General features: G+C 55.2%; 20 protein-coding genes. 14 read left to right on the top strand and 6 right to left on the bottom strand.

All coding sequences use genetic code 11. The annotated features are described in order from the left end of the window. Positions 1–73 precede the first annotated feature (73 nt). From ACLBVC_RS01985 to ACLBVC_RS01975, 3 genes are read left to right on the top strand one after another with little or no spacing between them, the layout of a single operon-like run. Complete coding sequence (locus ACLBVC_RS01985; protein ID WP_410147787.1) at positions 74–1,438, top strand: MFS transporter; 1,365 nt, start codon at positions 74–76, stop codon at positions 1,436–1,438. Further along, on the top strand, positions 1,435–2,217 hold the full coding sequence (locus ACLBVC_RS01980; protein WP_410147785.1) for an electron transfer flavoprotein subunit beta/FixA family protein: 783 nt from the start codon (positions 1,435–1,437) through the stop codon (positions 2,215–2,217). Before ACLBVC_RS01985 ends, ACLBVC_RS01980 begins: the two co-directional genes overlap by 4 nt. Next, the gene (locus ACLBVC_RS01975) at positions 2,214–3,173 is read left to right on the top strand and encodes an electron transfer flavoprotein subunit alpha/FixB family protein (RefSeq protein ID WP_410147784.1); all 960 of its coding nucleotides are present in this window, start codon (positions 2,214–2,216) and stop codon (positions 3,171–3,173) included. The genes ACLBVC_RS01980 and ACLBVC_RS01975 overlap by 4 nt, the downstream gene beginning before the upstream one ends. Here the strand turns inward: ACLBVC_RS01975 and ACLBVC_RS01970 are convergent. The 3 genes from ACLBVC_RS01970 to ACLBVC_RS01960 all read right to left on the bottom strand — a co-directional run bounded on the left by ACLBVC_RS01970 (position 3,170) and on the right by ACLBVC_RS01960 (position 5,376). Further along, positions 3,170–3,736, bottom strand: a complete 567-nt coding sequence (locus tag ACLBVC_RS01970; protein ID WP_101075745.1) for a glycerol-3-phosphate responsive antiterminator — start codon at positions 3,734–3,736, stop codon at positions 3,170–3,172. The two genes, ACLBVC_RS01975 and ACLBVC_RS01970, sit on opposite strands and share 4 nt — an antisense overlap. 87 nt (positions 3,737–3,823) lie before the next feature. Further along, positions 3,824–4,096, bottom strand: a complete 273-nt coding sequence (locus ACLBVC_RS01965; RefSeq protein ID WP_410147783.1) for a ferredoxin family protein — start codon at positions 4,094–4,096, stop codon at positions 3,824–3,826. Continuing rightward, positions 4,093–5,376 (bottom strand): FAD-dependent oxidoreductase, encoded by a 1,284-nt coding sequence (locus ACLBVC_RS01960; protein ID WP_410147781.1) that lies wholly within the window; start codon positions 5,374–5,376, stop codon positions 4,093–4,095. The genes ACLBVC_RS01965 and ACLBVC_RS01960 overlap by 4 nt, the downstream gene beginning before the upstream one ends. 129 nt (positions 5,377–5,505) lie before the next feature. Here ACLBVC_RS01960 and ACLBVC_RS01955 point away from each other — a divergent pair, with 129 nt between their 5' ends. Beyond that, positions 5,506–6,249: a type 2 GTP cyclohydrolase I gene (locus ACLBVC_RS01955; protein WP_410147779.1), complete on the top strand. Its 744-nt coding sequence runs from the start codon at positions 5,506–5,508 to the stop codon at positions 6,247–6,249. Positions 6,250–6,365: 116 nt separating this feature from the next. On the opposite strand, the gene ACLBVC_RS01950 is transcribed toward ACLBVC_RS01955, so the two are convergent. Continuing rightward, positions 6,366–7,814: an MFS transporter gene (locus ACLBVC_RS01950; protein WP_410147778.1), complete on the bottom strand. Its 1,449-nt coding sequence runs from the start codon at positions 7,812–7,814 to the stop codon at positions 6,366–6,368. 227 nt (positions 7,815–8,041) lie between these two features. Between ACLBVC_RS01950 and pxpB the strand changes: the two genes are divergently transcribed. From pxpB to nei, 5 genes are read left to right on the top strand one after another with little or no spacing between them, the layout of a single operon-like run. Then, complete coding sequence (gene pxpB / locus ACLBVC_RS01945) at positions 8,042–8,707, top strand: 5-oxoprolinase subunit PxpB (RefSeq protein ID WP_410147776.1); 666 nt, start codon at positions 8,042–8,044, stop codon at positions 8,705–8,707. Further along, positions 8,701–9,630, top strand: a complete 930-nt coding sequence (pxpC, locus tag ACLBVC_RS01940) for a 5-oxoprolinase subunit PxpC (protein WP_410147775.1) — start codon at positions 8,701–8,703, stop codon at positions 9,628–9,630. The genes pxpB and pxpC overlap by 7 nt, the downstream gene beginning before the upstream one ends. Next, complete coding sequence (gene pxpA, locus ACLBVC_RS01935; protein WP_410147774.1) at positions 9,620–10,357, top strand: 5-oxoprolinase subunit PxpA; 738 nt, start codon at positions 9,620–9,622, stop codon at positions 10,355–10,357. Before pxpC ends, pxpA begins: the two co-directional genes overlap by 11 nt. 25 nt (positions 10,358–10,382) lie before the next feature. Further along, positions 10,383–11,033, top strand: a complete 651-nt coding sequence (gene pcp / locus ACLBVC_RS01930; protein ID WP_410147772.1) for a pyroglutamyl-peptidase I — start codon at positions 10,383–10,385, stop codon at positions 11,031–11,033. Continuing rightward, entirely contained in the window at positions 11,033–11,827 is a 795-nt protein-coding gene (gene nei, locus ACLBVC_RS01925) for an endonuclease VIII (RefSeq protein ID WP_410147771.1), read from the top strand. The genes pcp and nei overlap by 1 nt, the downstream gene beginning before the upstream one ends. A 60-nt stretch (positions 11,828–11,887) precedes the next feature. On the opposite strand, the gene ACLBVC_RS01920 is transcribed toward nei, so the two are convergent. Next, complete coding sequence (locus ACLBVC_RS01920) at positions 11,888–13,171, bottom strand: citrate synthase (protein ID WP_152326489.1); 1,284 nt, start codon at positions 13,169–13,171, stop codon at positions 11,888–11,890. 670 nt (positions 13,172–13,841) lie between these two features. Further along, on the bottom strand, positions 13,842–14,096 hold the full coding sequence (locus ACLBVC_RS01915) for a hypothetical protein (protein ID WP_410147768.1): 255 nt from the start codon (positions 14,094–14,096) through the stop codon (positions 13,842–13,844). Positions 14,097–14,135: 39 nt separating this feature from the next. On the opposite strand from ACLBVC_RS01915, the gene sdhC reads away from it, so the two are divergent. From sdhC to sucA, 5 genes are all read left to right on the top strand, one after another. Then, a complete protein-coding gene (gene sdhC / locus ACLBVC_RS01910) occupies positions 14,136–14,525 on the top strand; it encodes a succinate dehydrogenase cytochrome b556 subunit (protein WP_104922897.1) in 390 nt (129 codons plus the stop codon). Then, entirely contained in the window at positions 14,519–14,866 is a 348-nt protein-coding gene (gene sdhD / locus ACLBVC_RS01905) for a succinate dehydrogenase membrane anchor subunit (protein WP_152326490.1), read from the top strand. Before sdhC ends, sdhD begins: the two co-directional genes overlap by 7 nt. A gap of 3 nt (positions 14,867–14,869) precedes the next feature. Beyond that, positions 14,870–16,636 (top strand): succinate dehydrogenase flavoprotein subunit, encoded by a 1,767-nt coding sequence (sdhA, locus tag ACLBVC_RS01900; RefSeq protein ID WP_152326491.1) that lies wholly within the window; start codon positions 14,870–14,872, stop codon positions 16,634–16,636. Between the two features lie 19 nt (positions 16,637–16,655). Beyond that, positions 16,656–17,372 carry a succinate dehydrogenase iron-sulfur subunit gene (locus tag ACLBVC_RS01895; protein ID WP_195814169.1) on the top strand — a complete coding sequence of 239 codons (717 nt, stop codon included), beginning with the start codon at positions 16,656–16,658 and terminating at the stop codon, positions 17,370–17,372. Positions 17,373–17,764: 392 nt separating this feature from the next. Continuing rightward, complete coding sequence (gene sucA / locus ACLBVC_RS01890) at positions 17,765–20,572, top strand: 2-oxoglutarate dehydrogenase E1 component (protein WP_195814168.1); 2,808 nt, start codon at positions 17,765–17,767, stop codon at positions 20,570–20,572. Positions 20,573–20,605 lie beyond the last annotated feature (33 nt).

Genomic DNA, 20,605 nt, shown 5'->3' with positions numbered 1-20,605 from the left:
CTTCCCCTCTCACAAGGGGGAAGGCCGGAACGGGCCGCCGGTTTTACGTCCCTGACTCGACACGGAGCGAAACATGGCCGCAGATAAAACGGTTCAGGTCAGTATGGATGACATCCCGCTCAACGCCTTTCACATCAAAATGGCCGGGCTGACGTTCGGCGCGCATCTGACGGACGGTTATGTGCTCGGCATGATTGGTTTTGCACTGGTTCAGCTTACGCCGCAAATGCAGCTGACGCCCTTCTGGCAGGGGCTGATCGGCAGTTCCGCACTGTTTGGCCTGTTTATCGGCAGTCTGGTTCTGGGATGGTTATCCGATCATATTGGCCGTCAGAAAATCTTTAATTACAGCTTTATTATCATCACGCTGGCCTCTGTGGGGCAGTTTTTTGCCCAGACGCCGGAACAGTTGTTCTGGCTGCGCGTGCTGGTGGGTATCGGGCTGGGCGGTGATTATTCAGTCGGGCACACCATGCTGGCGGAGTTTTCCCCGCGTAAACACCGGGGCATATTGCTCGGTTCGTTCAGCGTTCTCTGGACGCTCGGCTACGTCAGCGCCACGTTGACCGGCCATCTGATGGCTGATTTCGGCCCGGACGCCTGGCGCTGGCTTCTGGCCTCCTCGGCGATCCCGGCGGTTCTGATTATGTTGCTGCGCATCGGCACGCCGGAATCCCCGCGCTGGCTGATGCAAAAAGGGCAGTTCGCGGCGGCGCATCGTGTGGTGCTGCGCTGTTTTGGCCCGAACGTCACGCTAAATGATGAGATCGCCGTGGCAACCTCGCATCATCTCAAAACCCTTTTCTCGGCCAAATACTGGCGGCGGACGGCATTTAACAGCCTGTTCTTTGTCTGTCTGGTGGTGCCGTATTTTGCGATTTATACGTTTCTGCCCGCCATTATCGCCCTCATTGGCCTGACGCCCGGCCTGAGCACGGATTTACTCCTCAATACATTGCTGGTGGCGGGCTCACTGGTCGGAATTGGCCTGACGGTGACCTGTTCCCGTCGCGGCTTTCTGATTGGTTCGTTCCTTTTGCTGACGTTTTGTCTGGCGGTGATGAGCGTACTTCCTGACGGTTATGCCGGATTAACGCTCTTTTTGTTCGCCCTGTTCACACTGGCTATTTCAGCGGTCAGCAATCTGGTCGGCGTGTTTCCGGCTGAGAGTTTCCCCACCGATATCCGCTCGCTGGGCGTCGGATTTGCGACGTCGATGAGCCGTTTCGGTTCGGCTATCGGCACCGGTTTACTGCCGGTTTCCGTACTGACGCTGGGGATCCAAAACACCACGCTGCTGCTGGCGGGAATATTGCTGCTGGGCGCAGTCATTTCGATTCTCTGGGCACCGGAAACTAAAGGCATGACGCTGGTTGGTGCATCGTCGGTCAGCGCGGCTTCACCGCTCACCGTGGTGAAACAAGGAAGCGGCATATGAATATTCTCGTGTGCATAAAGGTCGAACCGGATTTGACCATGCTTGCGGTTAGCGACTGGCAGACAGCGGAGCACGGGGGAATTCCCTATGATTTTTCCCGCTGGCAGCTGAGCGGATTTGACCAGAGCGCAGCAGAAATGGCCCTGAGTCTGACGGACGCCAGCCTGACATTGCTCACCGTAGGCGGTGAACAAACCGCGACGGTACTGAAATCGTTGCTGGCGCTGGATTTTCAGCGTGCGGTTCGCCTTGACGCGGCTGCGGAAGATCTGCGTTTTCATCCCGATGCCATTGCCGCGTTGATCGCCGGTTTCCATCATCAGGACGAAAAAGCCGGGGTGATTATTTTAGGCCCGCAGAGCAGTGAAGGGCAGAACCGGCAAACCGGGCCGCTGCTGGCGGAAATGCTAGGCTGGCCGTGTATCACGCAGGTTAGCGATATCGGGCGCGCTGAAGACCCAACGTTATTGCGTGTCGTCAGGAAAACGACGGAAGCGGTGCAAACGCTGACCGTCAGACCGCCGGTGGTGCTGATCGCCGGAACGGCTGCGCAGGATCGCCTGCTGCGTATTCCGACGCTGAAACAAAAACTGGCGGCGGCGCGTAAACCTCTTGATGTCCTGCGGGCAGAATCGCTTGCGAAATTACCGCCGGTGCCGGTCGTTACGCTGGCTCTGAAAAATACGCGACGCGGCGCAATAATCATTGAAGGCGGCAGCCCGGCGGACAAAGCCCGGATGTTGTATACCGGTTATCTGAAATCGCGGGGGAACCGATGAATATCGCTATTATTCTGGATTGCCGCCAGCGGGGATTTTTGTCTCAGGCGCAGATGCAAAATGATTTTCTCCGCGCGAACCCGATGTTGTCCGGTGCCGCTGAGCTGTGGTTGCTGTATGACGCAGATAAGCCGGATGTGTTACCGCAAATGGCGTGTGATATCCGGCACGTCGTCTGGATTTCCGTTCCCGAAAATGGCCTGGCGGAACCGGCGCTGGAGGCTCTGATGGCGCTGTTTGAGCAGCGTCCGGCAGAACTTTTACTGTGCGCAAGCGGTGAAGCGGCGGACGAACTGGCCACGCGGCTGGCGTACCGGATCGGTGGTGTCAGCGGAACCGGTGTCGCCGAAATCGGAAAAAGTGAAACGCACTGGAGTGTCGTAAAACCCGCTTACGGCAACCGGATGCGGGCGACGCGCATGCTGAACGGGTCTCCTCTGTGTATTTCAGTGGCGGCAACGGGGGGTAAACCCGCACTAACCGCGCCGGTTCACGCGCAACAAACAGATTTTTCGCCGCCGCCTGCATCAGCCCGCTGGCTGGTGGAATTTCAGCAGGAAATGCGGCCAGCGGATAACGGTTTGCTTAATGCCTCCGCCGTTCTGGTGATTGGGCAGGGCGCGGGCAGCGCGGAACAAGTGCGGCGGCTGGAGGCATTAGCCCGGCAAATCCACGCGGAGCCGGGATACAGCCGTCCAGTGGCGATGAATGCCTGGTGCGATATGTCGCGGATGGTGGGGATTTCCGGCGTGGTCACTGCGCCCGACGTGTGCATCGTGGCCGGAGCTTCAGGCGCCGCGGCGCTGATGGCAGGCATTGATCGCAGTGAGTTTATCGTGGCAATCAATACCGACCCACATGCCGCGATTTTTGCGCAGGCGGACGTCGGCATTGTGGACGATCTGGATGATGTTTTGTCTGCGCTCGCCGCCTGTTATTCCTGCACCAGCGTTTAGAATTTCAGCTGCCAGACGCCGGTGTTGGTGGTGGAAACAGCCACCGCACCGGCGTTCAGCGCGCTGGTCGCATCTTCTAAATCGCACACCAGCCCGCCGGCGATAATCGGCAGATCAATTTTCTCCGATACCCAGCCCAGCACTTTCGGCATGCAGCCCGGCAAGATTTCCACACAATCCGGATTCGACTGCGCCACCTGTTTATCGATATTGTGAAATGAAATCGAGTCGAGCAGGAACATCCGGTGAATACCAAAAAAACCCTGCGCTTTCGCGGCTTTGATCATCGAGGCTTTAGTGCTGATGATGCCGTCTGCCGTAGTGACGATTTTCAGAAAATTAATCACGATCTCTTTATTGGATGTACCGTCCAGCAGATCGACATGGATGAACGCGTATTTTTCAGCCTTTTTGATCCGCTGAACAATCGCGCCGATGTTGCAGATATTCCCGTACAGCACCGAGATTATTTTACAGTCCGACAGCAGGGCGGCGTTCAGGCTTTCAGTGTCTTTCACTGCGGCGATGACCGGGTGTTGATTCAATAATTGCAAAATAGACACAGGTGAAGCTCCGTTGAAATGTAATGTTATGCAACTGAAAACATAGCAGCTTTCCGTGTTTACAACCCCGCGCCACCTCCCAGAGTTTTACCCGAATCGAAATGTCACGCCGCAACCGGCCGCCGGATAACGCCAGAGGGAAAATGTCTCGTCGCGGCAGACAATCCGGCAGGTGCCGCATTCAAGACAGCCGTTCGGGTCAAAGGTGATTTCTCCGGCTACGTTCATCCGGTAAAGCCCGGCCGGACAGGCATTCAGAAGGGTTTTCAGCGCGCTTTGCTGCGCGTTGTCGGCCACCAGGATGTGAGCGGTATTTTCCGGCTGATAGTAATTTTTGGCGAGTTTGTCGTTCAGGTTCACAGGCTTCGCGCTCCTTTACGCAGGTCTTTCAGTAACTGCCACAACCCGGCACTGCGGGCATGACGCCAGAGTAAGCGGCGAAGCGGCACGGACGGTTGTTCACCGACGTGAAACAGGCTGTGCAGCAGATCAGCGGAAAGTTGCGGATAGCGGCTGAACGCCTGCGGCGAACTGAGTAGATCGGCGGGCAAATGGCGGTATTGCGTCATCAGTGGCCACAGCGCGCTGCGTTGCAAATGCTGGCGGTAGTGTGAAAGTGAGGCTTCGCTGAAATCGTTGATCCGGTGCGCATGAATCAGCGTTACGGCCGCGGCCTGCGCAGAGATCATCGCCAGATCCATTCCGCGAACCGTGTGCCCGGCATTCAGACAAAAACCGGCGCAGTCACCGGCAACCAGCCAGCCATCGCCGGACAGTGGCGCAAGGGAATTCAGTCCGCCTTCGGGGATCATATGCGCGCTGTATTCCATGACTTCAACCTGTTTAAGCAACGGGCGCAGGGCGGGATGTTGTTTAAAGTCGTCGAGCATCTGCGGCAGGCTGCGCGCGCTGTCGCTGAGCTGAGAAAGATTGCAGACCACACCGAGCGAGAGGGTGTCGCGATGGGTATACAGAAAACCGCCACCGACTTTTCCGGCGGTCGGCTGCCCCGCAAACAGCCATGCGCAGCCCTGATCGCCTTCCAGCCCGAAACGTTCTTCCAGCGTTTCACGCGGCAGCGCGAGCACCTCTTTCACGCCCGTTGCCATGTTTTCCGCAGATGGTTTTGGCGACGCGAGACACCGTTGCGCCAGAAGCGAATTCGCCCCCTCCGCCAGAATAACGGCGCGCGCAGTCAACTGTTCATCGCCTATTCTGACGCCGGTCACGCGGTTCCCTTGCTTCATCAACCCTTCGACCTGCGTATCCGTAATGCACTGCGCACCGGCGAGCTGCGCCTGTTCCATCAGCCAGGGATCAAACCGCGCGCGCAATACGGTCCATGAGCAGGCGGCGTCAGCAGTCTGCCGGTGATCAAACGTTGTCATGCTGTCGCCTGTCAGCAGCGATAGCCTTTCCTGCGTTACGCGGCGTTCAAGCGGGGCGCTTTGCGCGAAATCGGGTAGGATTTGTGAAAGGGTATGTGTATAAATGCGCCCGCCGGAACTGTTTTTGCTGCCCGCCTGTGCGCCTCTCTCCAGCAAAATAACGCTGAGCCCCGCGCGGGCTAACAGCAATGCACTGGTGCAACCGGCTATTCCGCCGCCGATGATGATGACGTCGCAATCATTTTCCTGCATCTTCTTCAGTCCGTTGAAAAGTGAGGAAACCAGAATAACAATCCGGCAGTTCCCGTCATTGATTTTGAGCAGGACTGGCGTTGTCGTATATTATCTGCTGCATTCGCCATGACAGATAAGTGAAACTCCATGAACAATTTCCAGCTTGAAAAGCTGATCAACCAGAAACTGGATATCAGCAACTACAAAGATTATGCGCCGAACGGTTTGCAGGTCGAAGGCCGCAGCAATGTGCAGCGCATCGTGACCGGCGTGACGGCTTCTCAGGATCTGCTGGATGCCGCCATCGCTGTTGAAGCCGATGCGATTCTGGTTCACCACGGTTATTTCTGGAAAGACGAACCGACCGAAATTCGTGGCATGAAACGCAACCGTCTTAAAACGTTGCTGGCGACTGATACCAATATGTACGCCTATCATTTGCCGCTCGACGGCCACGCGGAGCTGGGCAATAACGCGCAACTGGCAAAACTGTTTGGCATTACCGTGCAGGGCGAAATCGCTTTATTGCTGCCGTATGGCGAGCTGGACACGCCGCTGACCGGCAATGAGTTTCGCCAGCGTATCGAAAGAATTCTGGATCGCAGCGTGCTGCACAGTGCGCAAAATGCACCAGCGGAAATCCGTCGTGTGGCGTGGTGTTCAGGCGGCGGTCAGGGCTACATTCAGAAAGCGGCAGAGTTTGGCGTGGATGCGTTTATCAGCGGTGAGGTTTCTGAGCAAACAATTCACATCGCCCGCGAGATGGGGCTGCATTTCTTCGCCGCAGGCCATCACGCCACGGAACGGTATGGCGTGAAAGCGCTGGGCGAATGGCTGGCGGCGGAACATGGGTTAGATGTGATGTTTATCGACATCGATAACCCGGCTTAAGGGCTATCTTATTGGCCATTTTGAATCCGGGCAGTGCTCGTGACGGTCACGTACTCAGTGTACGCTCCCGTCCCTGCGCGCTGTCCGAATCCAAACTGACTGCAACGATTGCGCCCTTACTCTGATGAAGTGGTTTTCTTCTGCGTTTCATCAGAAACGCTGTCTTCCAGCAGTGTAAACGCCCGCTGTAATCCGGTATCCACTTCAGGGTCTGCGCCCTGCGGTGGATATTTGCTTTCCTCTTCGTCCTCGACGGGCTCTTCGTCTGTCTCTTCGATAACCGGTTCAACCACGTTTTCGGGGGCGGGCATGGTGTCCTGAATCATCTGTTCGTCAAACGCCGGATTCAGCGCCGGTGACAGCGGTGAACTGCTCAGGCTGTCCGGCATGGCGATGTGCGGAACGGGCGCATCGACCGCCATTTGCGTTTCTTCTTCTTTCTTCGACGTGCGGCTTAACGCCACAATGCCAGCGCCGCACAGCGCGAAAAAGGCATACAGAATTTTGCCGCCCAGCGGCTGGATTAGCGCGCCAACGGCTAACGGCCCGATACAGGCACCGACGCCAAATGCCATCAGCAAACAGGCGGAAAGCGAAACGCGCCGCTCCGGCTCAATCATGTCATTCGCCAGCGCGACCACCAGCGGATAGAGCGTGAACTGCATCAGGCTGACGATAAAACCGATGCCGAGCAGCAGAGGGAAAGAAATATGGCTGAACAGCGCCAGCGGCAGCGCCGTCAGCGCCAGCAAAATGGCGTTAATCCGCATCAGCATGTTGCGGTTATAACGATCCGACAGCCAGCTCAGCGGGAACTGGGCCAGCAGCCCGGCGAAAATCGCCAGCGCCATAAACAGACCGGTTTGCTGGGTAGTGAGCGATTGCTGACTGGTGTAAAGCGGTGCCATACCGTAGAACGACCCGACCACCATGCCGATGACCAGCGTGATCGCCAGCACTTTGGGGATGGCGCGGATGAAAAATTTCAGCTCCATCGGCGCGGGAGACATATGGCCGACGTTGGTGCGCGTGGTTAATGCAATCGGCACCAGACACAGGGCAAAACACAGCGCGATGACGATCAGCGTGCTGACACCTAAATCGCTGTTGAGCATCAGAACGACCTGACCGAGCGACATCCCGAGATACGACGCCACCATATAAAAGCCGAAAACCACGCCGCGCTGATTGGCTTCTGCCTGATCGTTGAGCCAGCTTTCCAGCACCATATATTGCACCATCATGCACAGGCCGATGATCAGGCGCAGCACCACCCAGACCGGGATAATGTCGGTCAGGCCGTGCCCGAGGACGGCGGCAGTGATAATCCCGGAACAGGATACATAGGCGCGTATGTGCCCGACGCGGGCGATCAGGATGTGCCCGACTTTGCCGCCAATCACCAGCCCGATGTAGTTCGCTGCGATAATGGCACCGATCATCGCGCCGCTGACGTTAATCGCCGACAGCCGCAGGGAAATGTAGGTGGTGAGCAGGCCGGAACCCAACAACATCAGTAATGTGGTGGTGTAGAGCGGAAAAAATAAGGCCAGTGGCTTTTTCACGACGTCTCCCTTTCTTTTGTGACGAAAGCGTTATCCAAACGCTAAAAAAACAGCAACATTTCTGAGAGTAGCAGTTGAAGGCGGCGGGGGAAACCCTGAGGTCGGGAAAGCACGGGCGGACAGGTTGACATGTCCGGTCGGTTTCACGCATAACAGAGAGTAAGTTTCGATTCATTGAGTTGCTGAATAACCTGATGATCCACAACCTTTCTTTAAGGAGTGCCTGAGTGCAACGAGCACGATGTTATCTGCTGGGTGAACGCGCAGTAGTGCTGGAGCTGGAACCGCCGGTATCGCTGGCGAGCCAGCAACGGATCTGGGGGCTGACCCAGCGTTTGCAGGATCGCGCCGCCTTTCCCGGCGTACGTGAAGTCATTCCTGGCATGAATAATCTGACCGTTCTTCTGACCGATGCCCAGAGTTCTGCGCTGGACGCGATTGAGCGCCTGCAAACCTGGTGGGAAGAGAGCGAGGCCATCGTGCCTGAATCGCGTTTAATCGAGATCCCTGTGATTTACGGCGGCGAGCACGGGCCGGATCTCGGGAATGTCGCGCGCCACACCGGTATGTCCGAGAGCGACGTTGTGGCACTGCATTCCGGTATTGATTACACCGTCTATTTTCTCGGTTTCCAGCCAGGTTTCCCGTATCTGGGCGGATTGCCGGATAAACTGGCGACACCGCGTCGCGGTGAACCGCGCCTGTCAGTGCCTGCCGGTTCCGTTGGGATTGGCGGTAGCCAGACAGGGATTTATCCGCTGGCCACGCCGGGCGGCTGGCAGTTAATCGGCCAGACAACGCTTGCCATGTTTGACCCGCTGCGGGAACAACCTACGCTGCTGCTGCCGGGCGACAGCGTGCGCTTTGTGCCACAAGAGGAGGGCGTATGCTGAAGGTTTTACGCGCAGGTATGCTGACCACGGTTCAGGATCAGGGCCGCAGCGGTTATCGCCAGCAGGGAATCAGCCAGTCGGGCGCGCTGGATACGCCCGCGCTGCGGATTGCCAATCTGCTGGTCGGCAATGACGAAAACGCTGCCGGGCTGGAAATCACGCTCGGCCAGTTCAGCGCACAATTCCACCGTGAAGGTTGGATTGCGCTGACCGGCGCAGGTTGCCATGCGCAGCTCGACGGCAAAGAAATCTGGACCGGCTGGCGTTACGCCGTCAGGCCGGGGCAAGTCCTCACGCTTAAAACGCCGACGCGCGGTATGCGCAGTTATCTGGCGGTGTCCGGCGGGATAGAAGTACCGGAAGTAATGGGCTCGCGCAGTACCGATCTGAAAGCGAAGTTCGGCGGTTTTCATGGCCGTCAGTTGCAGGACGGCGACGAACTGCCGACGGGCGACACGTATAATCCGCCTGAAAAATCTGGCGGGATTAAACAGTTGTTATTCGGTAACCGTATCCGCGCGTTGCCGGGGCCGGAATATCAGGAATTCAGCGTGCAATCCCGCGAAGAGTTCTGGCGCGCCGCCTGGCAGCTCAGCCCGCAAAGTAACCGCATGGGATATCGTCTGCACGGGCATGTGCTGAAACGCGAAACCGACCGTGAGCTGCTTTCCCACGGGCTGCTTCCCGGCGTGGTGCAGGTTCCGCACGGCGGCCAGCCGATTGTGCTGATGGCCGATGCGCAGACCACCGGCGGTTATCCGCGCATTGCCTGCGTCATCGAAGCCGATTTATACAATCTGGCGCAAATCCGCCTTGGCGAGCCAATTCACTTTGTGAAATGCACGCCGGAAGAAGCGCAGAAAGCGTTGCATGAGCAATCACGTTTTATCGAACAGGTGAAATGGGGGCTGTATGGTCGTTGATCTGAATGCCGATTTGGGGGAAGGCTGCGCCAATGACGAGGCGCTTTTGCAGCTCGTCAGCTCAGCGAATATTGCCTGCGGTTTTCATGCCGGAGACGCGCAGACCATACAGCAGTCCGTGCGCTGGGCGCTGAAGTATGGCGTGGCGATTGGCGCGCACCCGAGCTTTCCGGATCGCGAGAACTTTGGCCGGACGGCCATGCAACTTCCGCCGGAAACCGTGTACGCGCAGGTGGTATACCAGCTCGGCGCACTTGCTGCGATCACCCGCGCTGAAGGCGGCAAAATGGTGCATGTGAAACCGCACGGTATGTTGTACAACCAGGCGGCGACCGACGCGCTGCTGGCAGATGCCATTGCCCGCGCGGTGTATGACGTTGACCCGACCCTTCGTTTAGTCGGGCTGGCGGGAAGCGAACTTATCCGCGCCGGTGAACGCCTCGGGCTGCAAACGCGGCAGGAAGTGTTTGCCGACCGGCGTTATCAGAGTAACGGCACGCTGGTGCCGCGCAACCAGCCGGATGCGATGATTGAGAGCGATGAACTGGCGCTGGATCAGACGCTGGCGATGGTGCGGGAACAGAAAGTACTCAGCCGCGAAGGCGCCTGGGTTCCGGTGCAGGCCGACACCGTTTGTCTTCACGGTGATGGTGAGCACGCACTGACCTTTGCGCGCCGTCTGCGCGAAGCGTTTGGTGAGCAGGATATTCAGGTCAGCGCAGGCTGACTTCAGCAAAATCAGGGGAATACCAATGCGTAAAGTCTTAGTCACCGGTATCGAGCCGTTTGATGGTGAAAAAATTAATCCGTCCTGGGAAGTGGTGAAGCAGTTGGGCGATCTGGAGTTGTCCGGTGCGAAGATTGTGGTTCGCCAGTTGCCGTGCGTGTTTGGCAAAGCTATCGACGCGCTGAATGTCGCTATTGATGAAGTGCAGCCGGAAATGGTGATTTGCGTCGGGCAGGCGGGCGGTCGCAGTGATTTCAGCATCGAACGCGTGGCGATAAACATCAACGATGCGCGTATCCCTGATAACGAAAACAATCAGCCGGTAGATGAGACGATTGTCGCCGACGGCCCTGCCGCGTATTTCTCCACCTTGCCGATCAAAACCATTGTGAACGGGTTACGCGAATCCGGTATTCCGGCTTCTGTCTCGCAAACGGCGGGCACCTATGTGTGTAATCACATTATGTATGGCCTGCTGCATCGTCTTACCCAGCCGTCGTGCAAAGTGGTGAAGGGCGGGTTTATCCATATTCCTTATCTGCCGGAGCAGGCTGCGCGTCATCCGGGCGCGCCGAGTATGTCGGTTCATACGGTACTGAATGCGCTTGAGCTGACAATTGCTATCGCGCTGCATACCGAGCAGGATTTGCGTATTGCCGAGGGTGCGACTCACTGATGCCTGAAGGTCCCGAAATTCGCCGCGCTGCCGATTTGCTGGCAGCCGCGGTCGTTAACAAGCCGCTCACGGATGTCTGGTTCGCTTTTCCCAATCTGAAGCCATACCAGCTGGCATTACGTGGCACAAAAATCACGTCCATTGAAACCCGCGGAAAAGCGTTGCTGACGCACTTCTCCAACGGCCTGACGCTCTACAGCCACAACCAGCTTTATGGCGTCTGGCGGGTGATTCAGGCCGGTGAAACACCGAAGGAAACCAAACGTTCGCTGCGGGTAAAACTCGAAACCACGGACGCGGCGATCTTGCTGTACAGCGCATCTGAGATCGGGCTTTACGATACGGCGGAAATTGAAAATCATCCGTTCCTGCAACGTATCGGGCCGGATGTGCTGGATGAAACCCTGACGGTCGCGCAGGTTCGTGAGCGGTTACTTTCGCCGAAATTCCGCAACCGTCAGCTTGGCGGCATGCTGCTCGATCAGGCATTTCTGGCCGGATTGGGAAATTATCTGCGGGCGGAAATTCTGTGGCTGGCAAAACTGCTTCCCGACCACAAACCAAATGAGCTGAATGACGCAGAGCTGGATGCACTGGCCGATGCCTGTTTGTCCGTCGCGCGTTTGTCCTACGCCACGCGCGGCACAATGGATGAAAATGTGCATCACGGTGCGCTGTTTCGTTTTAAAGTTTTCGGGCGGACGGGTAAACCCTGCGAGCGTTGCGGCGATCCGATTAAAAAGGGCAGCGTGTCTTCACGGCCATTTTTCTGGTGCCCGGTTTGTCAGGTGTGATGAAAACGTTGAAATGAAAAAGGCTCCCGCGGGAGCCTTTAAAGTCTGAGAAATCAGAACTTACTTTTTCAGCTGAGAATGGAAATCGCGTTTGTCGTAGCCGGTGTAAAGCTGACGAGGACGGGCGATTTTGATGCCGTCCTGGTGCATTTCGCTCCAGTGAGCAATCCAGCCAACGGTACGCGCCATCGCGAAGATCACAGTAAACATGGACGACGGAATTCCCATGGCTTTCAGTATGATGCCCGAATAGAAATCGACGTTCGGATACAGTTTTTTCTCGATGAAGTACGGGTCGTTCAGTGCGATATGTTCCAGCTCCATCGCCACTTCCAGCAGGTTGTCTTTCAGATCCAGCTCTTTCAACACTTCATGACAGGTTTCACGCATCACTGTGGCGCGCGGGTCATAGTTTTTGTAAACGCGGTGACCGAAGCCCATCAGGCGGAAGGAATCATTTTTGTCTTTCGCACGCTTAACGAATTCCGGGATGTGATCCACGCTGCTGATTTCTTCCAGCATTTTCAGTGCAGCTTCGTTTGCGCCGCCGTGCGCAGGTCCCCACAGGGAAGCGATACCGGCTGCGATACAGGCGAACGGGTTAGCGCCAGAAGAACCGGCGGTACGGACGGTAGACGTCGAGGCGTTCTGTTCATGGTCGGCGTGCAGGATCAGAATACGGTCCATCGCACGTTCCAGAATCGGGTTCACTTTATATTCTTCACACGGCGTGGAGAACATCATGTGCAGGAAGTTTCCGGCATAAGACAGGTCGTTGCGCGGATACACAAACGGCTGACCGATAGAATATTTGTAACACATCGCGGCAACGGTCGGCATTTTGGACAGCAGACGGTAAGCGGCGATTTCGCGGTGACGTTCGTTTTCGACGTCGATGGAGTCGTGATAAAACGCCGCCAGTGCGCCGGTTACGCCGCACAGTACGGCCATCGGGTGAGAGTCACGACGGAAACCGTGGAACAGGCGGGTGATCTGCTCGTGAACCATAGTGTGACGGGTCACATTGGTTTTGAATTCTTCGAACTGCTCCGGGGTTGGCGCTTCGCCGTTCAGCAGCAGGTAGCTGACTTCCAGGAAGGTTGACTCTTGCGCAAGCTGGTCAATCGGGAAGCCACGGTGTAACAGAATACCTTCGTCACCGTCGATATAGGTGATTTTGGATTCGCAGGATGCAGTAGAGGTGAAACCGGGGTCATAGGTAAAAAGACCTTTTGAACCGAGGGTACGGATATCAATTTCATCCTGACCCAGCGAGCCGGTGAGCACGCTCAGTTCAATCGGGTCGTGACCTTGTAGGGTAAGTGTCGCTTTCTTATCAGCCATTTACAGTCTCCTTAGCGCCTTATTTTTAAAAATCAGTAACAACAGAAATGCCTGGAAGCGACGCCTTGTAAGGTCATTATTATTGTCAGCCTTAACTCTGCGGTCGGATCGGGAGGGAACGTAGAGCTGAGTCGAATTGCAGTCTCAGACTGCTCTGTGACCAACAAGCGGCGTTTCATCGTTGTTAACGATTCGGTAAATCATTACTGTTCTGTCGCTCAGTACCTGTGAAGAGGTTGAGGATTTACACAATCCCCACTTTTGCATAACTTGGGGCTACAGGGAAGACCCTGCATCACGATTGTGTGATCCACTGATTCTTCAGAAACTTTCACCTTTTTGGTGCGGTTGGTGTCAGCCGGTATGTGCTCAGTATCACAGTCCTATAGGGATAGCTCATATGTAATGGAAATGTTGATCAAATGTCAAACTGGATAATTTATTTTGTGCCTTTTATGGAAAATGAGAGCTAACTCACTGTTTAAAAGAAATGTGAATAAAGCATTTGTAGGGCAATTGTAATAAGAATGTGATCAACCTATACTCCTACAAGGTCTCCGGGCAATCCGAAGTAGGAGCACCCAGCATCATTTTCTTCGCCCTTCGCGCCATGGCGTTGTTGGCTGCATTTGTTCACCCTAGTCACTTACTTAGGTAAGCTCCCGGGGCTTCACAAACATGCCGCCTGGCCGTAACACGAATGGTTTTGAAAATTGACTATCGCGCCGTTTAAGCACATCGGATGTCGTTGTTTGAGCGCGGGAGAAGTTGAGCTTTTAGCTCTGATATATCCAAGTAATTTGCGTTGCGTGAAGGCGGCAAGCGAACGAGTCCCTATGAGCTGACTCCAGTCAGTGATTAGGGTGAGTAAACGCAGCCAACGCACCAGCAGCGTAAAGAACAAAGGATAGATGCTGTCTGACATACTGCTCCGGGCCGGAGGAAGTAAAATAATAAGAGCTGTGTGGGCAAAACCGTGAAAAAACAAAGACCTGTCAATCTGGATCTGCAAACGATCCGGTTTCCCGTTACTGCGATAGCGTCCATCTTACACCGAGTCTCTGGCGTAATAACCTTCGTCGCCGTCGGTATCCTCCTCTGGCTGTTAGGTTTGTCTCTCTCTTCTCCTGAAGGGTTTGCACAGGCTGCTGCCATCATGAATAGCTTCTTCGTCAAATTCATCTTTTGGGGAATACTCACTGCGCTGGCCTATCACGTTTGCGGTGGCGTCCGCCACTTGCTGATGGATTTTGGCTATATCGAAGAGAGTTTGGCTGCCGGTACCCGTTCTGCCCAGGTGGCAATCGGTCTGACCGTCGTGCTGTCAATTCTGGCTGGAGTCCTCGTATGGTAAGCAACGTTTCTGCATTGGGACGCAATGGTGTGCACGACTGGCTGTTACTGCGTGCTTCCGCGATCATCCTCACCTTGTACATCCTTTATATTCTGGGCTTTGTGGTTCTGGCTCAGGAACTGACTTTTGATGTCTGGCATGGCTTCTTCTCTTCCTCCATCACGAAAGTATTCACACTGCTGGCATTGCTGTCGATTTTGATTCATGCGTGGATCGGCATGTGGCAGGTGTTAACGGACTATGTCAAACCGCTGGCTGTCCGACTGGTGCTTCAACTGGCCATCGTCGTCACGTTAGTGGTTTACCTACTTTACGGAACAATTGTTGTTTGGGGAGCGTAGTAAATGAATCTGCCAGTCAGAGAGTTTGATGCTGTCGTTATCGGTGCTGGTGGCGCCGGTATGCGTGCCGCGTTACAGATTTCACAACAGGGCCTGTCCTGCGCCCTGATTTCCAAAGTCTTCCCGACCCGCTCCCATACGGTGTCTGCTCAGGGCGGTATTACCGTTGCGCTGGGTAACACGCATGAGGATGACTGGGAATGGCATATGTACGACACCGTAAAAGGTTCCGACTACATTGGTGATCAGGACGCCATTGAATATATGTGTAAAACCGGGCCGGAAGCGATTCTGGAACTCGAACACATGGGATTGCCTTTCTCCCGTCTTGATGACGGCCGTATTTATCAGCGTCCGTTTGGCGGCCAGTCGAAGAACTTCGGCGGCGAGCAGGCGGCACGTACCGCGGCGGCAGCCGACCGTACTGGTCACGCCTTGCTGCACACGCTGTATCAGCAAAACCTGAAAAACCACACCACGATTTTCTCCGAATGGTATTCACTGGATTTAGTGAAAAACCAGGACGGCGCGATCGTAGGGTGCACCGCAATTTGTATCGAAACCGGTGAAGTTGTTTACTTCAAAGCCAAAGCGACCGTGCTGGCAACCGGCGGTGCAGGCCGCATTTATCAGTCCACCACCAATGCGCACATTAATACCGGTGACGGCGTGGGCATGGCATTGCGTGCCGGTGTGCCGGTGCAGGATATGGAAATGTGGCAGTTCCACCCGACCGGCATTGCCGGTGCCGGCGTTCTGGTAACAGAAGGTTGCCGTGGTGAAGGTGGTTATCTGCTTAATAAAGATGGCGAACGTTTCATGGAACGTTATGCGCCAAATGCCAAAGACCTGGCGGGTCGTGACGTGGTGGCGCGTTCCATCATGATCGAAATCCGTGAAGGCCGTGGCTGCGAAGGTCCGTGGGGTCCGCACGCCAAACTCAAACTCGATCATCTGGGTAAAGACGTTCTGGAATCCCGCCTGCCGGGTATTTTGGAATTGTCGCGTACCTTTGCGCACGTCGATCCGGTTAAAGAGCCGATCCCTGTTATCCCAACTTGCCACTATATGATGGGCGGCATTCCGACCAAAGTGACCGGTCAGGCGCTGCGTGTGAACGCACAGGGTCAGGATGAAGTGATCCCGGGGCTGTTCGCGGTCGGCGAAATTGCCTGTGTTTCCGTTCACGGTGCAAACCGTCTCGGCGGTAACTCACTGCTCGATCTGGTGGTCTTTGGCCGTGCAGCCGGTATGCACTTGCAGGAATCCATTCAGGAGCAGGGAGCAAGCCGCGATGCGTCTCAGGACGATATCGATGTTTCTCTGGAACGTCTGAACCGCTGGAACAACACCCGTTCGGGTGAAGATCCGGTGGCTATCCGTAAAGACCTGCAATCGTGCATGCAGAATAACTTCTCGGTCTTCCGCGAAGGGGATGCAATGGCGAAAGGTCTGGAAGAGCTGAAAGTAATCCGTGAACGCCTGAAAAGCGCGCGTCTGGATGATACCTCCTCAGAATTCAACACCCAGCGCGTCGAGTGTCTGGAACTGGATAACCTGATGGAAACCGCGTTCTCGACCGCCGTCTCCGCAAACTACCGTACCGAAAGCCGTGGCGCACACAGCCGCTTCGACTTCCCGGAACGTGACGATGCGAACTGGCTGTGCCACACGCTGTATCAGCCGGAAACAGAAAGCATGACCCGCCGTGAGGTGAACATGCAGCCTAAGCTTCGCGCGGCCTTCCCGCCGAAAGCACGTACTTACTAGGGCGGAGCGGAGACAGATTATGAAACTCGAATTTTCGATTTATCGCTACAACCCGGACGTTGATGACGTTCCGTACATGAAAGATTACGTGCTGGAGGCCAAAGACGGACGCGACATGATGTTGCTCGACGCGCTGATTTTGCTGAAAGAACAGGATCCTACGCTGGCGTTTCGCCGCTCATGCCGTGAAGGCGTGTGTGGTTCCGACGGCGTGAACATGAACGGTAAAAACGGACTGGCCTGTATCACGCCGGTCTCGACGTTACGTCAGGGCAGCAAGAAAATTGTTATCCGTCCGTTGCCTGGATTGCCGGTTGTGCGAGACCTTGTTGTGGACATGGGACAATTCTATAAGCAGTATGAGAAGATTAAGCCTTACCTGTTGAATGATGGGAAAAATCCTCCGGCGCGCGAACATTTACAGATGCCGGATGAGCGCGAAAAACTGGACGGATTATACGAATGTATTCTCTGCGCCTGTTGCTCGACCTCCTGCCCGTCTTTCTGGTGGAACCCGGACAAATTTGTCGGTCCGGCAGGCCTTCTGGCCGCTTACCGTTTCCTTATCGACAGCCGCGATACCGAAACGCAACCGCGACTCGACGATCTGAACGATGCTTTCAGCGTATTCCGCTGCCACAGCATCATGAACTGTGTGAGTGTGTGTCCTAAAGGTTTGAACCCGACGAAAGCGATCGGGCACATCAAATCGATGCTGCTACAGCGGGGCGCCTGAGTTCATAAGGTGATGCCATCAGCGGGAACTCAGGTTCCCGCTGTTATTTACCCGCTTTTGGTTTCGCTTTCTTTAGTTACAAATGCCGTAACTGAGGCTTTGATAGCAAATAAGTAATTTTTTAATAACAAAGTAGCAACAAGTGCAACAAAGTTGCGCCTGACAGGAGTAAGATAGCCGGGTAAAAATCAGGGGGATGGAAAAAAGGGGAAAAGAAGCAGGGCAACTTCAAAAATCAGTCACGCATCTGGCGGATTTCTGAAGGTTCCTTGAAGAGCCAAACGCTCAACCAACGAACTGTTTTAGTATGGAAAACCGTTTTACCGCGGTGTATCACGGTCAATATTATTAACCACGGCGAAAACTAAAGCTTCAAAGCTTAAGGGATCACGATGCAGAACGGCGCAATGAAGGCCTGGCTGGATTCCTCCTATCTGGCGGGTGCAAACCAGTCTTACATAGAGCAACTCTATGAAGACTACTTAACCGATCCTGGTTCCGTTGACGATAGCTGGCGTTCGATTTTTAAACAGCTACCAACAGTGGGTGTGAAACCAGAGCAACTCCATTCTCAAACTCGCGACTACTTCCGCCGCCTGGCGAAAGATGCGTCACGTTACAATTCCTCCATCAGCGATCCTGAAACGGATGCCAAGCAAGTTAAGGTGTTGCAGTTGATCAATGCCTTCCGCTTCCGTGGTCATCAGAACGCGAACCTTGATCCCCTCGGCCTGTGGAAACTGGACGATGTACCGGATCTGGATCCTGCGTTCCATCATCTGACTGAAGCTGATTTCCAGGAAACCTTCAACGTCGGTTCTTTTGCCATTGGCAAGGAAACCATGCAGCTCGGCGAGCTGTATAAAGCCCTGAAGCAAACCTATTGCGGTTCCATTGGTGTGGAATACATGCACATCACCAACACCGAAGAGAAACGCTGGATCCAACAGCGCGTCGAATCAGTGGCAGGTCGTGCGAACTTCACCAATGACGAGAAGAAAACGTTCCTGAAAGAGCTGACCGCTGCAGAAGGTCTGGAGCGTTATCTGGGCGCGAAATTCCCGGGCGCAAAACGCTTCTCACTTGAAGGCGGCGATGCGCTGGTTCCGATGCTGAAAGACATGATCCGTCATGCAGGCAAAAACGGAACGCGCGAAGTGGTGCTGGGTATGGCGCACCGTGGCCGTCTGAACGTGCTGATCAACGTGCTGGGTAAAAAACCTCAGGACTTGTTCGACGAGTTCTCCGGCAAACATAAAGAACACCTGGGTACCGGTGACGTGAAATACCACATGGGCTATTCGTCTGATGTGGAAACCGAAGGCGGTATGGTTCACCTGGCGCTGGCGTTTAACCCGTCGCACCTGGAAATCGTGAGCCCGGTGGTTATCGGTTCTGTTCGTGCCCGTCGTGACCGTCTGGACGAAGCGCGCAGCAATATGGTTCTGCCAATCACCATTCACGGTGATGCGGCGATTACCGGTCAGGGCGTGGTTCAGGAAACCCTGAACATGTCGCTGGCACGCGGTTATGAAGTGGGCGGTACCGTGCGTATCGTCATCAATAACCAGGTGGGCTTCACCACCTCGAATCCGAAAGATGCGCGTTCCACCGATTACTGTACTGATATTGCGAAAATGGTGCAGGCACCGATTTTCCACGTCAATGCCGATGACCCTGAAGCGGTCGCTTTCGTGACCCGCCTGGCATTGGATTTCCGTAACACCTTTAAACGTGACGTCATGATCGATCTGGTTTGCTACCGTCGCCACGGCCATAACGAGGCCGACGAACCGAGCGCAACCCAGCCACTGATGTACAACAAGATCAAGAAACACCCGACGCCGCGTAAAATCTATGCTGACATTCTGACCGAGCAAAACGTGGCCAGTCTCGAAGATGCCACGGAAATGGTCAATTTGTATCGTGATGCGCTGGATGCGGGTGAGTGCGTGGTGGAAGAGTGGCGTCAGAATGACATGCACACTTTCACCTGGTCACCGTATCTGAACCACGAGTGGGATGAAGCTTACCCGAACAAGGTTGAGCTGAAACGCCTGCAGGAACTGGCGCGTCGCGTCAGCCATGTGCCGGATGCTATCGAAATGCAGTCACGCGTTGCCAAGATTTACGGCGATCGTAACGAGATGGCCGAAGGTAATAAGAAATTCGACTGGGGCGGCGCGGAAAATCTGGCGTACGCTACGCTGGTTGACGAAGGCATTCCGATCCGTCTGTCGGGTGAGGACATGGGGCGCGGCACTTTCTTCCACCGTCACGCCGTGATCCACAACCAGAAAAACGGTTCCGTGTATGTGCCGCTGTCGAACATTCATAACAGTCAGGGCATGTTCAACGTCTGGGATTCCGTGCTTTCCGAAGAAGCGGTGCTGGCGTTTGAATACGGTTATGCCACGGCTGAGCCGCGTACGCTGACTATCTGGGAAGCGCAGTTCGGCGATTTCGCCAATGGTGCGCAGGTGGTTATCGACCAGTTCATCAGCTCCGGCGAACAGAAATGGGGCCGCATGTGTGGTCTGGTGATGTTGCTGCCGCACGGTTACGAAGGGCAGGGGCCGGAGCACTCCTCCGCGCGTCTGGAACGCTATCTGCAACTCTGCGCTGAGCAAAACATGCAGGTTTGTATCCCGTCGACCCCGGCGCAGGTTTATCACATGATCCGTCGTCAGGCGTTGCGCGGTATGCGCCGTCCGCTGATTGTCATGTCGCCGAAGTCTCTGTTGCGTCATCCTCTGGCGGTTTCTACGCTCGATGAACTGGCCAACGGCAGCTTCCTCCCAGCGATTGGTGAAGTAGACGAACTGGATCCAAAACAGGTTAAGCGCGTGGTGATGTGCTCAGGCAAGGTGTATTACGACCTGCTGGAACAACGTCGCAAAAACGAGCAAACCGACGTGGCTATCGTTCGTATCGAACAGCTGTATCCGTTCCCGCACAAAGCGATTCAGGAAGTGCTTGAGAAATTCTCACACGTTCATGATTTCGTCTGGTGTCAGGAAGAGCCGCTGAACCAGGGCGCGTGGTACTGCAGCCAGCACAACTTCCGTGAAGTGATTCCTTTCGGGGCTTCTTTACGTTACGCAGGACGTCCGGCCTCTGCTTCTCCGGCAGTGGGTTACATGTCCGTTCACCAGAAGCAACAGCAAGATCTGGTTAACGATGCGCTGAACGTTAAATAACGCGTTGGCGTGAGTTAACACTATGGAACATAA

It is taken from the genome of Rahnella selenatireducens (genome assembly GCF_046449555.1).
GTDB classification, from domain to species: Bacteria; Pseudomonadota; Gammaproteobacteria; order Enterobacterales; family Enterobacteriaceae; genus Rahnella; species Rahnella selenatireducens.
The sequence above is the reverse complement of the archived record's forward strand: the minus strand, read 5'-3'. Positions and strand labels throughout refer to the sequence as shown.

Coding starts and splice junctions, on each gene's coding strand:
- ACLBVC_RS01985 (WP_410147787.1), top strand. CDS start 74: ATGGCCGCAGATAAAACGGTTCAGGTCAGTATGGATGACATCCCGCTC.
- ACLBVC_RS01980 (WP_410147785.1), top strand. CDS start 1,435: ATGAATATTCTCGTGTGCATAAAGGTCGAACCGGATTTGACCATGCTT.
- ACLBVC_RS01975 (WP_410147784.1), top strand. CDS start 2,214: ATGAATATCGCTATTATTCTGGATTGCCGCCAGCGGGGATTTTTGTCT.
- ACLBVC_RS01960 (WP_410147781.1), bottom strand. CDS start 5,376: ATGCAGGAAAATGATTGCGACGTCATCATCATCGGCGGCGGAATAGCC.
- ACLBVC_RS01955 (WP_410147779.1), top strand. CDS start 5,506: ATGAACAATTTCCAGCTTGAAAAGCTGATCAACCAGAAACTGGATATC.
- pxpC (WP_410147775.1), top strand. CDS start 8,701: ATGCTGAAGGTTTTACGCGCAGGTATGCTGACCACGGTTCAGGATCAG.
- pxpA (WP_410147774.1), top strand. CDS start 9,620: ATGGTCGTTGATCTGAATGCCGATTTGGGGGAAGGCTGCGCCAATGAC.
- pcp (WP_410147772.1), top strand. CDS start 10,383: ATGCGTAAAGTCTTAGTCACCGGTATCGAGCCGTTTGATGGTGAAAAA.
- nei (WP_410147771.1), top strand. CDS start 11,033: ATGCCTGAAGGTCCCGAAATTCGCCGCGCTGCCGATTTGCTGGCAGCC.
- ACLBVC_RS01920 (WP_152326489.1), bottom strand. CDS start 13,171: ATGGCTGATAAGAAAGCGACACTTACCCTACAAGGTCACGACCCGATT.
- ACLBVC_RS01915 (WP_410147768.1), bottom strand. CDS start 14,096: ATGTCAGACAGCATCTATCCTTTGTTCTTTACGCTGCTGGTGCGTTGG.
- sdhD (WP_152326490.1), top strand. CDS start 14,519: ATGGTAAGCAACGTTTCTGCATTGGGACGCAATGGTGTGCACGACTGG.
- sdhA (WP_152326491.1), top strand. CDS start 14,870: ATGAATCTGCCAGTCAGAGAGTTTGATGCTGTCGTTATCGGTGCTGGT.
- ACLBVC_RS01895 (WP_195814169.1), top strand. CDS start 16,656: ATGAAACTCGAATTTTCGATTTATCGCTACAACCCGGACGTTGATGAC.
- sucA (WP_195814168.1), top strand. CDS start 17,765: ATGCAGAACGGCGCAATGAAGGCCTGGCTGGATTCCTCCTATCTGGCG.